We start from the raw sequence: 12,351 nt of genomic DNA on the forward strand, positions 1-12,351 counted from the left end.
AGGATAGGCTAGCCTTACTTAGGTTCTCTTCATTCACCTAAGGAGTTCCGTGACTTCCCCCCTCTTCAACGGCCGGCAGACTGTTAGCGGCGGCTCTGCTGCCGCCGGCACCACGCGCCGCTCGCTGCTCAAGACCGCCGGCAAGGCCACCGCTGTCCTCGCCGCCGCGGCGCTTTCCCTGACCGCATGCTCCACCGGCCCGGCCTCGTCCTCCGCGGACACCGGCTCTTCTGTTGCCGAGAGCGCCCAGTTCCCGGTGACCATCAAGAACGTTTTCGGTGAAACCACCATCAAGGAACAGCCCAAGCGCGTTGTCACCATCTCGTGGGTCAACGATGACATCGCCCTCGCGCTCGGTGTGGTTCCCGTCGGCGTCCCCAAGAACGAATGGGGCAACAACGAAAAGGGCTCCACCCCGTGGAAGGACGCCGCCCTCGAGAAGCTGGGGGCCTCCTTCGGCAGCGAGAAGGCCCCGGTCCAGTTCTCCGAGGCTGACGGCATCAACTTCACCGAAATCGCCAAGCTCAACCCGGACGTCATCCTGGCCGCCTACTCCGGCCTCGAGGCCGCCGACTACAAGAAGCTCAATGAGATCGCGCCCGTCGTGGCCCAGCCTGAGCTCGCCTACGGCACTCCGTGGCAGGAAGCCACCACCCTGATCGGCAAGGCCCTCGGCAAGACCGCCGAAGCGGAGAAGCTCGTTACCGACACCGAGGCCACCATCAAGGCGGAGGCCGCCAAGTACCCGCAGCTCACGGGCAAGACCTTCATCTACGGCAATCTGGAGCCGGCCAAGGGCGACGGCGTGAACGTGTACCTCGCCGCCGACAACCGCCCGCGCTTCCTGACCGAGATCGGCATGAAGCCGGCCGCCATTGTGGAGGAGAAGTCCAAGGGCTCCAAGGAGTTCTTCACCGCATGGTCCGCCGAGAAGGCCAACGAGCTGGAGTCCGATGTGTTCGTGACCTGGGTTCCGGATGCCAAGACCAAGGACCAGATCGTCAAGGATCCGCTGCTGAGCCAGATCCCAGCCGTCAAGAAGGGCGCCCTCGTTGCCGACTCGGACAACACCCTGACCCTGGCGATCTCCGCGTCGTCCCCGCTGAGCCTGCCGTGGGCCCTGGACAAGTTCCTGCCCCAGCTCGCAGCCGGCGCTGACGCAGCCGCCAAGTAAATACCAGCCATGACGCCAAGCACGACGACGGCCTCCTCCGGGGAGCGCGAACGTACACTTGAGGCCCTAAAAAGCGACGAAACAGGGCCCCAACTGTACGTTCGCGCCGGGACCCGCGCAGGTAAAGGCACGCAGCCCGCCTGGCTGCTGGCCGCCGTCGTCGTGCTTGCCGTTGTTTGCGCCGCGTCACTGGCCGTGGGTGCCCGCGGCCTGTCCCTCGAAACCGTGTGGCAGGCGCTGACCCAGTTCAACCCCGCGGACGGCGACCATGCCGTGGTGCACGCCCGGATCCCGAGGACGCTGCTGGGACTGCTCGCAGGTGCGGCGCTGGGCCTGGCTGGCGCGGCGATGCAGGGTGTGGCGCGTAATCCGCTGGCCGATCCGGGCATCATCGGCGTCAACGCCGGCGCCGCGCTTGCCGTGGTCACCGGCATCTACGTCTTCGGCATTTCCTCGCTGACCGGCTACATCTGGTTCGCCTTCATCGGCGCCGCTGTGGCCGCCGTCGTCGTTTACCTCATCGCCTCCATGGGCCGGGACGGCGCGACGCCGGTCAAGCTCGCCCTGGCGGGTGCCGCCCTCAGCGCAGGGCTGTTCTCCCTGATGAACGTCATCCTGGTCTCCAGCCAGGACACCCTGGACCGCTTCCGCTTCTGGCAGGTGGGCGGCATTGCGGGGCGGGACTGGTCCGTGGTGCTGCCCGGCCTGCCGTTCCTCGCCGCCGGGGCAGTGATCGTGCTCCTGGCCGGACGCGTCCTCAACAGCCTGGCTCTCGGTGACGACGTGGCCCGCGGCCTGGGGCAGAACGTCGGCCTGGCCCGGGCCGTCACCGCGCTGGGCATCGTCCTGCTGTGCGGGTCGGCCACGGCGCTGGCCGGACCCATCGGGTTCGTCGGCCTCGTTGTCCCGCACGCCGTCCGCTTCCTGACCGGGCCGGACTACCGGTGGATCCTGCCGTTTTCCGCAGTACTCGCACCGGCGCTGCTGCTGGTGTCCGACGTCGTTGGGCGGGTCATCCTGCTGCCCGGCGAGGTCCCGGCCGGCATCATGACTGCCCTGATCGGCGCACCGGTCTTCGTCTGGCTGGTCCGCCGCGGCAAGGGGGCAGGCCTGTGAGCACACCTCGAACCTCCGCCCCCACCACCGGCGAGCGCGAACTGGCAGTTAACAACCTCAAAACCGCCGAAACAGGGCATCATCTGCCCGTTCGCGCTGCGAACCGGCGCAAACTGAACCGGACAGCGGTACTGGCCGCCGGCGTCGTGCTTCTCCTGGCCGCCAGCATCCTGCTGGGGAGTTACACCGTGACCATCCCGGACTTCTTCAAAATCCTCACCGCCCACTTCACCGGCGGCGAGAAGATCCCCGGCGCCAGCTTCATCGTGATGGAAGCCAAGCTGCCGCGGGCTGTCATCGGCACGCTGATCGGACTGGCGTTCGGACTCTCCGGTGCACTGTTCCAGACCATGCTCCGCAACCCGCTGGCCAGCCCGGACGTGATCGGCATCAGCTACGGGGCCAGCGCCGCAGCGGTCCTGGCCATCGTCGTGTTCGGCGCCTCCGGTGCCGCGGTGTCCGGGGCTGCCCTTGGCGGCGCGATGGCCGTGGCGGCACTGATTTATGGCATTTCCCGCAGCGGAACCCTCGGCGGCGGCAGCCGCGGGAACGCCGCCGGCAGCCGCCTGATCCTCGCCGGCGTCGGCATCGCCGCCGCGCTGCACGCCATGGTCAGCTTCCTCATGACCCGGGCCGACATCCGCACTGCCGCCGAGGCACTGATCTGGATCAACGGCTCACTCAACTCCGCCAGCTGGGACCGTGCCGGGGTGCTGGCCCTGGCCCTGCTGGTCCTGGTACCGGTCGCCGGCCTGCTGGCCGGACCGCTGCGCATCCTCGAGCTCGGGGACGACGCCGCCGCAGGGCTTGGCATCCGGGTGGGTGCCACGCGGCTGGGTCTGGTGCTTACCGCCGTCGCGCTCGCTGCAGTGGCGACGGCGGCTGCCGGGCCGGTAGCGTTCGTCGCCTTCCTCGCCGGCCCCATCGCCCGCCGCTTCACCGGCTGCTCCAGCCTCCCTGCATCGGCCCTGGTGGGCGCCCTGATCGTCCTGGCAGCGGACTACTTCGCCGCCAATGTCGCCCCGCTGCTGCTGGACGGCACCGTCCTGCCGGTCGGCGTCATCACCGGCGCCCTCGGCGCCCCGTTCCTGCTGTGGCTCCTGGTCACCTCCGACCGAAAGGACGCCTGATGGCTGTTCTGCACGCCCGGGACCTCACGCTGCAGTATGACCAGCGGCGGGTCGTTGAAAACCTCACCGCTGAGGTTCCCGAAGGAAAGGTGACCATGATCGTGGGCGCCAACGCCTGCGGCAAATCCACGCTGCTGCGCGGGCTGTCCCGGCTCCTGAAGCCCGCGGGCGGCACGGTCACCCTCGACGGCAAGGACATCCACTCCCGCCCGGCGCGCGAACTCGCCCGCACGCTCGGCCTGCTGCCGCAGCACCCCACGGCGCCGGACGGCATCACCGTCCGTGACCTGGTGGGCCGCGGCCGCTACCCGCACCAGGGCTTCTTCCGCAGCTGGTCGGACAAGGACGACGCCGCGGTGCAGCGTGCGCTGGAAGCCACCGAAACGCTGGAGCTCGCGGGGCGGAACGTCGACGAACTTTCCGGCGGCCAGCGCCAGCGGGTGTGGATCGCTATGGCCCTCGCCCAGGAAACCGACGTGCTGCTGCTTGACGAGCCCACGACTTATCTGGACCTCGCGCACCAGGTCGAGGTGCTGGATCTGGTCACCGACCTGAACCGGCAACGCGGCACCACGGTGGCGATCGTGCTGCACGACCTTAACCTTGCCGCGCGGTACGCGGACCATGTCATCGCCATGAAGGGCGGGCGGATCGTTGCCGAAGGCGCGTCCTCCAGCGTGATTACCGAGGAACTGGTCCGGCACGTTTTCGGACTGGAGTCCCGGGTGGTGCCGGATCCGGTCTCCGGCACCCCGCTGATCATTCCGCTCGGCAGGCACCACGCAGACCCAAAAGTTCCGACGACGACCCTGGAGATGGCCTCATGAGTGCAGTACACAGCAGTGCAGTACAGGACAGCCCCGCCCGCACCGCCTCTGGGCCGGAACGCCGCGGCCTGGCTACGGAGCCGATGACGCTGGCGTTCGATGTCACCGTCTCCGCAGTTCAGGAGCTCAGCCCGAACTTCCGGCGCGTGACATTCGGCGGCTACTCGCTCCGCGACTTCGGTGTCCACGGGGACAGCATGGACCTGCGCATCAAACTGATGATCCCCTCGCTGGCGCCGGACGGCAGCCGGCTTCCGCTGCCGCAGTTCCGGATGGAGGAGAGCGGCTGGTACCAGGAATGGCTGGCCATGGATCCGGCCACGCGCGGCTCCATGCGCACCTACACAGTCCGGCAGGCCCGGCTGGACGCCGTGTACCCGGAGATCGACGTCGATTTCGTGATGCACTTCGACGCCGACGGCAACGGCGGTCCCGCGGCGAACTGGGCGCTGACGGCCAAGCCGGGCGATACCCTGACCCTGATCGGCCCGAACAACCGCGCGGCGCACTGCGTTACTGCGGAGATCTACTCCGGAATCGAATGGCGGCCGGGGCTGGCCGGGCGTGTGCTCCTGGCCGGCGACGAAACGGCCGTCCCCGCGATCAGCGCCATTCTTGAAAGCCTGCCCGGGTACATGACCGGGCATGCCTTCCTCGAGGTGCCGCAGGCCGGCGACTTCCTGGACCTGCAGACTGCGGCCGACGTCGAAATCACCTGGCTGGCACGCGGCGCCTCCATCGGCAGGTCCCGGCCGCACGGCGAGCTCCTCCGGGAAGCGGTGCGGTCAGCGGTCCCCGTGCCGGGCTGGGTGGGCATCAAGTCCGCCGAGGCCGCCGGTCCGGAGCCCGACGACGTGAACGTGGACCAGGAAATCCTGTGGGAAACCCCGGCCCGCCTCGACTCCGCCGCCGTCACTGCCACCAAAAACCCCGACAAGCCCGCCGGCGCCCTGCCCTTCTACGCGTGGATCGCCGGGGAGGCCGGGGTCATCAAGGAGATGCGGCGCTACCTGGTCCGCGACGTCGGCATCGACCGGAAACAGGTGGCGTTCATGGGGTACTGGCGGCAGGGAAAAGCCGAGCTCTGAGCCCCCGGCGCTCCGGAACCGGGTCCGCCGGCTCAGACGCTTCCTCACCTCCCGTCGCCTCCACCCCGACGCGTCCTCACCTCCTGTCGCCTGAACCCCAACGCGTCCGCAGCTCTTGCCGCCTGAACCCCGACGCGTCCGCAGCCTGAACACCCGGGCGGGACCCGCCGTCGTTCATCTCGGGTTTCCCTGAATGTTGCAGAGCGTGTGTACCTTGTCCGGGTGGGTGTCTCTCCATTGCTTCCGGACCGGGGGAGGCGGCGCGTATTCGTGGCCCTGGGGGATTCCTTCACGGAAGGGGTCGGCGACCGGAGTTCCAAGCTGCCTAACGGAGTACGCGGCTGGGCTGACCGGGTGGCGGAGAAACTCGCCAAGGCGGAACCCGGCTGGCACTACGCCAATCTTGCGATCAGGAGCAAGCGCCTGCGCCACATCGTGGATGAACAGCTGGAACAGGCGCTGGCGATGGAGCCTACACTCATCACCCTCTACGCCGGCGGGAACGACATCCTGGACTTCGGCACCGACATGGACGCGCTCCTCGCCCAATACGAGGAATTGGTAGCCCGGCTGGCCGCCACGGGCGCAACCCTGGTCCTGTTCACCGGGTTCGACGTGAAGGTGTCCGCGGTGCTTGAACCGCTGAAGAAGCGCAACACCCTGTACAACAGGCGGGTCCGGGAACTCGCCGCGAAGTACGGGGCGGTCCTGGTGGACTACTGGTGCTTCGAAGCCTTTCACGACCGCAGGATGTGGGACACCGACCGGCTGCACATGTCCAAGGCCGGCCACAAGTACCTCGCCGCCCAGGTCCTGGACCACCTGGGGGTGCCGCACAAGATCAGCCTGAAGGAGTGGGAGCCGCCGGCCAGGATGTCGCTCCGCGACTGGGAGCGGCGCCAGCGGCGCTGGGTGAATGACTGGGTGCTGCCGCTTTTTGGCCGCAAGCTCCGGGGTGTGACACTGGGCGACAACCTTAGTCCCCGCTGGCCGCAGCCGGTGAAGGTGCCGCGGAAGGGCGGCCTGAAAAAGCTGATGGAGCCGCCGGCTGCTTAGCGCGGGCCCAGCTCCGGCAGGTTAGTCCAGCAGGTTCTCGAATCCAGGCGCGGTGCGGGTGACAGCGAATTCCACGACATCAAAGTCGGCAACGCTGTGCACGTTGAACGGATCCTTGGCCAGCGACTCGTCGAGTGTGAGGCGGTCTGCCTTGGAGAGCAGCACGCCACCCGTGCGCGGAACCTTGCGGCCGGAGGCAATGAAGATGCCCTGGTCAAAGGCATCGTTCACCCAGTCCATGTGGGCATCCACGTGCTGGTCCACGATCTCCTGGGCAACTTTGTAGGTCAGGGAAACTACGTACATGACCGCCAGCCTACCGCCACGGTGCTGGCCGTTAGTGACCCGCCGCTGCCGGACCCCGGCCTTGAACCGTCAAGCGTCAGTTCTCCTAGGATGGAGTAATGACCGAACCGCGCTGGCTGAACGCCAATGAACGCAGGGCATGGCTTGCCCTGCTGAGCATCAACACCATGCTGCCCGCGTCGCTGGATACCCAGCTGCATGCCGCCGGCAAGGTGTCGCTGTTCGACTACAACGTCCTGGCGATGCTCTCCGAGGCCGACGGGCGCTTCCTGCCCATGAGCGAGCTGGCCGCACGGACCAGCGCCTCCCTCTCCCGGCTGTCCCACGTGGTCACCAAGCTCCAGAACCGCGGGTGGGTGGAACGCCGGCCGCATCCCGGCGACGCCCGCGTCACCACCGCACACCTCACCGAAGAGGGCATGGCCACCATCGTGGAGCTGGCGCCGGGCCACGTCGAATCTGTGCGCTCGCTGTTCCTCGACGCCCTGAGCGAGCGTGATGTCGCGGATCTCGCCCGCATCGGTGAAAAGATCGTGGCCCGCCTGGACAGCAACCACTGGATCCTCCGCGAGCGGCAACCGTAGCGCCAGCAGCAGGAACCACCGGCAACCGGTGAACTGTGCGGCCCGCCTTGGTTGCTCCCGGCAACGGGTGGCAGACTAACTCCCATGGATTTCACGGCCCGTTACGTCGCCCTCGGAGATTCCTTCACGGAGGGCGTGGGCGACGACGACCCGACGCGGCCCAACGGGGTACGCGGCTGGGCTGACCGGGTGGCGGAGCAGCTGGCTGCCGCGGACCCCGGCTTCGGCTACGCGAATCTGGCGATCCGGGGCAGGAAGCTGCGGCAGATCCTGGCCGAGCAGGTGGACGCCGCCATCGCCCTCAACCCCACCCTGGTGACCCTGTACGCGGGTGCCAACGACATTCTCCGGCCGAAGATCGACATCGACGACCTGCTCATTGACTATGACAAGGCCGTCGGAAAACTCGCGGCCACCGGTGCCACGGTGGTGCTGTTCACGGGCTTCGACGCGCGGGGATCCAAGGTTTTCGGCACCATGCGGGGACGTACAGCCATCTACAACGAGCTGGTGCGGGGCATTGCCGGGGACCACGGCGCCCTGCTGGTGGACTACTGGCGCTTCAACGAATACTACGACTGGGGCATGTGGGCCCGGGACCGGATGCACATGTCCGCCGCCGGCCACGCAAACATGGCCAAGCGCGTCCTGACCGTCCTGGAACACGAGCATTCCATCGAGGTTCCGCCCATGACCCCCGTCCCCGAGCTCAGCAGGGCGGAGGCGCTGCGGGCCAACGCCCAATGGGTCCGGGAATTCGCCGCGCCGTGGGTGGTCCGCCGGGTCACCGGCAAATCCTCCGGCGACAACCTCCAGCCCAGGTACGCCCAGCTCACCAGACTTTAGGCAGGCGGTCCGCCGCGGCCCTGGCTACTGCCGGAATCCGTCAGTGGCCAGCAGGTCACCGTTGGTGCGGACGGCCAGCGCCTCGATATCCCACATGGCTGTGGCCCGGTTGAGCATCGGAATCCCGCCGGCCACGATCGCAGTCGCAAGAACATCGGCTGTGACCACATCCGCTGCCGCCACAGAAACCTGCAGGAAATCCGCCGCCCCGGCCGGGGCGCTCCAGATATGGTCGCCGCGCTCAGCGGAACCTGACGTGGCCAGCGCCACCCGGGTCCCGCCGTCGGCCGTCTGTTCAGCCGAAGTAAGCCCGCCCCGCAGAAGCCCGCCCAGCGGGAATCCGGCCAGCAGGGTCCTGCGGTCCGCCGGGTCGACGATTCCCGCCCGCCAGGGTGCATCGCTGCCGGGATTGGGAGAGCCGCTGACCAGCACGTCCCCGCCGGCATTCAGGCACCAGTTGGCCATCCCAAGTGCCAGCAGTGACATGCCGGCTTCGCGAATGGCGTGCCCTTTGACGATTCCGGAAAGGTCCAGTGCCCCGTCCGGACGCTCCGGCGTGAACGCGCCTTCGGTGAGGAGCCTCCATTCGGCCGCCTCCCCATACCGCGCCCGCATTTCCGCCGACGCCGCCGGCAGCGCGAGTTCGCCGCGCACCAGGCGGCTCGCCTCCGAATCGGTGCGGTAGAGGCTGAAGATGCTGTCCAGTTCGGTGAAAAGGCGTTCGACGACGGCGGTCGCCGCTTCCAGCTCATCCACCGCTGTCTGAGGTGCTTTGCGGGCCTCCGTGGGGACCGTCAGGCTGATGACAGTCCCCATGCAGGTGAACGTCCGGGCCCGGAGCCGGTGCGTGGTTTCAGAGGTTTGCTGCATCGAGGGCTGCCTGCAGGGATGTGAGGTAGGCATCGCTGGTGACGGTGGCGCCGCCCACCGTCTGCACGTTGGCGGACTGTGCCTGCAGCACCTCGCTGCGCAGAATCGGTGCGGCGTAGTTGCTGATCTGCACGGAGCGGCCTTCGGCGTCGGTCAGTTTCAGGGCCGCGACGTCGGTGATCTGCCCTGCCTTCACGGTGACTTGCACCTGCACGCTGCCGAAACGGGTCTGGACCACGTCGCCGTCGTACGTGCCGCCGGCCTTGGCTGCGGCACCTGCGGCACCTGCGGCACCTGCGGCACCTGCGGCACCTGCGGCACCTGCGGCACCTGCCGCGCCGGACGTCCCGTTCGTCCCGTTCGTCCCGGAGGTGCCCGCCGATGATCCCGGCGACGTGGTCCCACTGCTGTCTGTGCTCTCCGTGGTTCCGGCTGCGTGGTTTCCCGCTGCTGCCGCGGCAAGCGCGCTGCGGGTGTCGGCCACGTGGACACCCGACTGCCAACCGGCCAGGAGGATGCCGGCCGAAGCCAAGGCGGCTGAAACTGCTGCTCTGATTCTCACCAGTCGAACCTTTCGTGATGGAGCTGATCTTCAGGGACCCCGGCGGCACGGGCGGCGTCCAGGACGCAGTCTGCCCACTGCGAAGGCCCGCATACATAGACGTCGGCGGAGGCGACTTCCGGGACGTAGTCCGCCAGGGTGTAGCCGGACCGGTGCTCGGCGGCCGGAAGCCAGCTGTCGGGTGAACCGCGGTCCCGTCCACCGGTCAGGTGGAAGAGCGTTGCGCCGCGCTGCCGGCACAGCTCGAGGATTTCCGCACCGAGGTAAAGCTCCTGGTTGCTGTGCCCGCGGAGCAGGACCGTGGCCTGGCCGGGCGCGAAAGGGGTGGTTTCCAGCAGTGCCCGCAACGGTGTGATGCCAATTCCGGCGCCGATCATAACCACACGGTCCTTGCTGCGTGCGGCCGAGCTGAAAAGTCCGTAGGGCCCTTCGATGGCCACCTTCGTTCCATGCCGCAGCCGGAGCAGCCGGGCCGAGCCGCGACCAAGGTTTCTTACGGTGATCCGCAGCTTTCCGTGCCCGTCCGGCCCGGTCCGCAATGGCTCTGCCGAGAGGCTGAATGGATGCGGATGCCACCACAGTCCCGGGGCGAGGAAGCGCCAGATGAAGAACCGTCCGCCGTTGCCGGCCAAGGAGCCCAACTGCAGGCCGCTCATTTCGATGCTGACCACTCCGGGGGCCACCGGGGTGACGCGTTGAACGGTGAGCTGATGCCTGAACGTTGCCCGTACGGGCTGGATGACCCGGTAGTACAGCAGGGCCGCCCCGGTGGCCACACAGATGGCGGCCCAGTACCAGCGCTGCCACGTTCCTTCCGCGAAGAGTCCGCCCACGCTGAACTGGTGCGGCAGCGAAGTGAGCACAGCGGCGTAGGTGAGCAGGTGTACGGCGTACCAGAATTCGTAGGGGAACCGGCGTCGGACCGCCACCAGGGACGTGGCCACGACCGCAATGAAGAGGGCCAGGGAGACGAAGGCGAGCCACATATCGGGCACCAGCACCCAGAGCGCCACAGCTTCGCTGACCGGATCGAGCCCCTCTGCCATGCCGTAGCCCACCGCGATAAGCAGTCCGTGGGCCAGCAGCAAGTACAGCGAAGGTTTGCCCAGCTTCCGGTGAAACTCCAGCGCCCGGTCATGCCCAACGGCACCGTCGATGAACGGGATCCTGGCCGCCAGCAAAAGCATGAGCAGTACCAGGTCCATGCCGGCAAGGCCTGCAACGATGCCCAGCGCGGTGAGCAGGCCCGCCGGCGATGAGGCCGCCCTCAGGCCGCCGTCGGCAAGCCAGAGCGCAACAGAAGCGGCCAGCGAGGACCATGCCGTCACGGTCAAGGCATCAGCACGGAGGAGCCGGCGCCGGTGCTGGCCGGCGAAGCGGCCGGTGTCCCCAACCGGCGCAGGCCCGTGGGCAGGAGGCGGCGGGGTCCCGGTCCTCGTTTCGGTCCCGTTCCCGGCTTGAGCTCCGGATTGGCCGCCCGTCCGGGTTCCGGTTGAGGGCAAAAGCTGTGTGTTCATGGCTCAAGGCTCTGCTCCGAGCCTATGGCTTTGCTGTGAAGAGCCTTCTTTCCCGGTATGTGTTGAAGGGAGTTGTGTGTCAGGAGACGCGGGGCGCCCTCGGCCCGCAGGCTTTGTACACCCTTATCCCGCCGGATTGGTCTTTAATTCGCGTGTCTCGTAGACTTGGTTGGCGCTAGGTGGCGCGGAGCGTGTGCAATTGCTCCGGTTTGCGGCGGCTGTAGGCAGTAAATACAGCACTTCAGGCCGGTAGTTAGGGGCTCAAGTTGCGTGCATTCCTGTATTCGCCCAGTAACCCGGCATTTCGCGGTGGTTCCCATCGCCAAGTGTCCGTGGCTCATCGCATTCCGCCGCAGCAACCCGGTTCGCCGGTGTTAGCGACCTGCGGGTGCGTGAGGCTGGATCCGGACGTCGCCTGCCGCGCGGTGAAGCAGAATTCTGCCCGCCGTTTCATTCATTTTTTCAGAGGAGAGTCGTCATGGCAGCACACTGCCAGGTGACCGGAGCCGAGCCGGGCTTTGGACACAGCATTTCGCACTCGCACCGCCGCAACAAGCGCCGGTTCGACCCGAACATCCAGAAGAAGCGCTACTGGGTTCCGTCCCTGCGCCGTAATGTCACTCTGCAGGTCTCTGCAAAGGGCATCAAGACCATCGACGTACGCGGCATCGACGTTGTCGTCGCCGACATCCTGGCACGAGGAGTGAAGCTCTAGTGGCAAAGGACAAGGACGTACGTCCGATCATCAAGCTCAAGTCGACCGCGGGCACGGGTTACACCTACGTAACCCGTAAGAACCGTCGTAACGATCCGGACCGCCTGGTCCTGAAGAAGTACGACCCCAAGATCCGCCAGCACGTCGAATTCCGAGAGGAGCGCTAAACACATGGCTAAGAAGTCCAAGATTGCTCGCAACGAGCAGCGCAAGGTCATCGTTGAGCGTTACGCTGCAAAGCGCCTCGAGCTGAAGAAGACCCTGGTTGACCCGAACGCGACTGACGAAGCACGCGAAGCTGCACGCCTCGGCCTGCAGAAGCTGCCCCGCAACGCCTCCCCGATCCGTCTGCGTAACCGCGACATCATCGACGGCCGTCCGCGCGGTACCTTCCAGAAGTTCGGTATCTCCCGTGTTCGCTTCCGCGACATGGCCCACAAGGGCGAGCTCCCGGGCATCACCAAGTCTTCCTGGTAATCCAGCACTGCTGATTCCAGCTGCTTGAGGAGGGCCGGCAACCACATGGTTGCCGGCCCACCATTTCGTTTAACATCCAGTAT

15 protein-coding genes are annotated in these 12,351 nt (G+C 67.1%); 11 read left to right on the forward strand and 4 right to left on the reverse strand.

Annotated elements, in window-relative coordinates:
• Positions 1 to 49: 49 nt before the first annotated feature.
• From ACFUTU_RS06250 to ACFUTU_RS06275, 6 genes are all read left to right on the forward strand, one after another.
• A complete protein-coding gene (locus tag ACFUTU_RS06250; RefSeq protein WP_377962068.1) occupies positions 50 to 1,174 on the forward strand; it encodes an iron-siderophore ABC transporter substrate-binding protein in 1,125 nt (374 codons plus the stop codon).
• Positions 1,175 to 1,183: 9 nt separating this feature from the next.
• Positions 1,184 to 2,290, forward strand: coding sequence for a FecCD family ABC transporter permease (locus ACFUTU_RS06255; RefSeq protein WP_377962071.1), 1,107 nt, complete (start codon positions 1,184 to 1,186; stop codon positions 2,288 to 2,290).
• An 83-nt stretch (positions 2,291 to 2,373) separates the two neighbouring features.
• Positions 2,374 to 3,420, forward strand: coding sequence for a FecCD family ABC transporter permease (locus tag ACFUTU_RS06260; protein WP_377962099.1), 1,047 nt, complete (start codon positions 2,374 to 2,376; stop codon positions 3,418 to 3,420).
• Positions 3,420 to 4,247 (forward strand): ABC transporter ATP-binding protein, encoded by an 828-nt coding sequence (locus tag ACFUTU_RS06265; RefSeq protein ID WP_377962074.1) that lies wholly within the window; start codon positions 3,420 to 3,422, stop codon positions 4,245 to 4,247. Before ACFUTU_RS06260 ends, ACFUTU_RS06265 begins: the two co-directional genes overlap by 1 nt.
• An 83-nt stretch (positions 4,248 to 4,330) precedes the next feature.
• Complete coding sequence (locus ACFUTU_RS06270) at positions 4,331 to 5,335, forward strand: siderophore-interacting protein (protein ID WP_377962102.1); 1,005 nt, start codon at positions 4,331 to 4,333, stop codon at positions 5,333 to 5,335.
• Positions 5,336 to 5,611: 276 nt separating this feature from the next.
• Positions 5,612 to 6,391, forward strand: coding sequence for an SGNH/GDSL hydrolase family protein (locus ACFUTU_RS06275; protein ID WP_377962105.1), 780 nt, complete (start codon positions 5,612 to 5,614; stop codon positions 6,389 to 6,391).
• Positions 6,392 to 6,412: 21 nt separating this feature from the next.
• Here ACFUTU_RS06275 and ACFUTU_RS06280 read toward each other — a convergent pair whose 3' ends face one another.
• Positions 6,413 to 6,697 (reverse strand): YciI family protein, encoded by a 285-nt coding sequence (locus tag ACFUTU_RS06280; RefSeq protein WP_377962076.1) that lies wholly within the window; start codon positions 6,695 to 6,697, stop codon positions 6,413 to 6,415.
• 98 nt (positions 6,698 to 6,795) lie between these two features.
• Between ACFUTU_RS06280 and ACFUTU_RS06285 the strand changes: the two genes are divergently transcribed.
• Both ACFUTU_RS06285 and ACFUTU_RS06290 read left to right on the forward strand, forming a co-directional pair.
• Complete coding sequence (locus ACFUTU_RS06285) at positions 6,796 to 7,281, forward strand: MarR family winged helix-turn-helix transcriptional regulator (RefSeq protein WP_377962079.1); 486 nt, start codon at positions 6,796 to 6,798, stop codon at positions 7,279 to 7,281.
• Positions 7,282 to 7,365: 84 nt separating this feature from the next.
• Entirely contained in the window at positions 7,366 to 8,127 is a 762-nt protein-coding gene (locus ACFUTU_RS06290) for an SGNH/GDSL hydrolase family protein (RefSeq protein WP_377962081.1), read from the forward strand.
• Between the two features lie 24 nt (positions 8,128 to 8,151).
• On the opposite strand, the gene ACFUTU_RS06295 is transcribed toward ACFUTU_RS06290, so the two are convergent.
• From ACFUTU_RS06295 to ACFUTU_RS06305, 3 genes are read right to left on the reverse strand one after another with little or no spacing between them, the layout of a single operon-like run.
• Complete coding sequence (locus ACFUTU_RS06295) at positions 8,152 to 8,997, reverse strand: FAD:protein FMN transferase (RefSeq protein ID WP_377962084.1); 846 nt, start codon at positions 8,995 to 8,997, stop codon at positions 8,152 to 8,154.
• Positions 8,981 to 9,559, reverse strand: coding sequence for an FMN-binding protein (locus tag ACFUTU_RS06300; protein WP_377962087.1), 579 nt, complete (start codon positions 9,557 to 9,559; stop codon positions 8,981 to 8,983). Before ACFUTU_RS06300 ends, ACFUTU_RS06295 begins: the two co-directional genes overlap by 17 nt.
• Entirely contained in the window at positions 9,556 to 10,887 is a 1,332-nt protein-coding gene (locus ACFUTU_RS06305) for a ferric reductase-like transmembrane domain-containing protein (RefSeq protein WP_377962090.1), read from the reverse strand. Before ACFUTU_RS06305 ends, ACFUTU_RS06300 begins: the two co-directional genes overlap by 4 nt.
• Positions 10,888 to 11,554: 667 nt before the next feature.
• Between ACFUTU_RS06305 and rpmB the strand changes: the two genes are divergently transcribed.
• From rpmB to rpsN, 3 genes are read left to right on the forward strand one after another with little or no spacing between them, the layout of a single operon-like run.
• Positions 11,555 to 11,791 (forward strand): 50S ribosomal protein L28, encoded by a 237-nt coding sequence (rpmB, locus tag ACFUTU_RS06310; RefSeq protein WP_003798559.1) that lies wholly within the window; start codon positions 11,555 to 11,557, stop codon positions 11,789 to 11,791.
• Entirely contained in the window at positions 11,791 to 11,958 is a 168-nt protein-coding gene (rpmG, locus tag ACFUTU_RS06315; RefSeq protein ID WP_003798558.1) for a 50S ribosomal protein L33, read from the forward strand. The genes rpmB and rpmG overlap by 1 nt, the downstream gene beginning before the upstream one ends.
• A 4-nt stretch (positions 11,959 to 11,962) precedes the next feature.
• Positions 11,963 to 12,268 carry a 30S ribosomal protein S14 gene (gene rpsN / locus ACFUTU_RS06320; RefSeq protein WP_076799658.1) on the forward strand — a complete coding sequence of 102 codons (306 nt, stop codon included), beginning with the start codon at positions 11,963 to 11,965 and terminating at the stop codon, positions 12,266 to 12,268.
• Positions 12,269 to 12,351 lie beyond the last annotated feature (83 nt).

Source organism: Arthrobacter sp. NPDC057388, from assembly GCF_042668165.1.
In the GTDB taxonomy this organism is placed as follows: domain Bacteria; phylum Actinomycetota; class Actinomycetes; order Actinomycetales; family Micrococcaceae; genus Arthrobacter.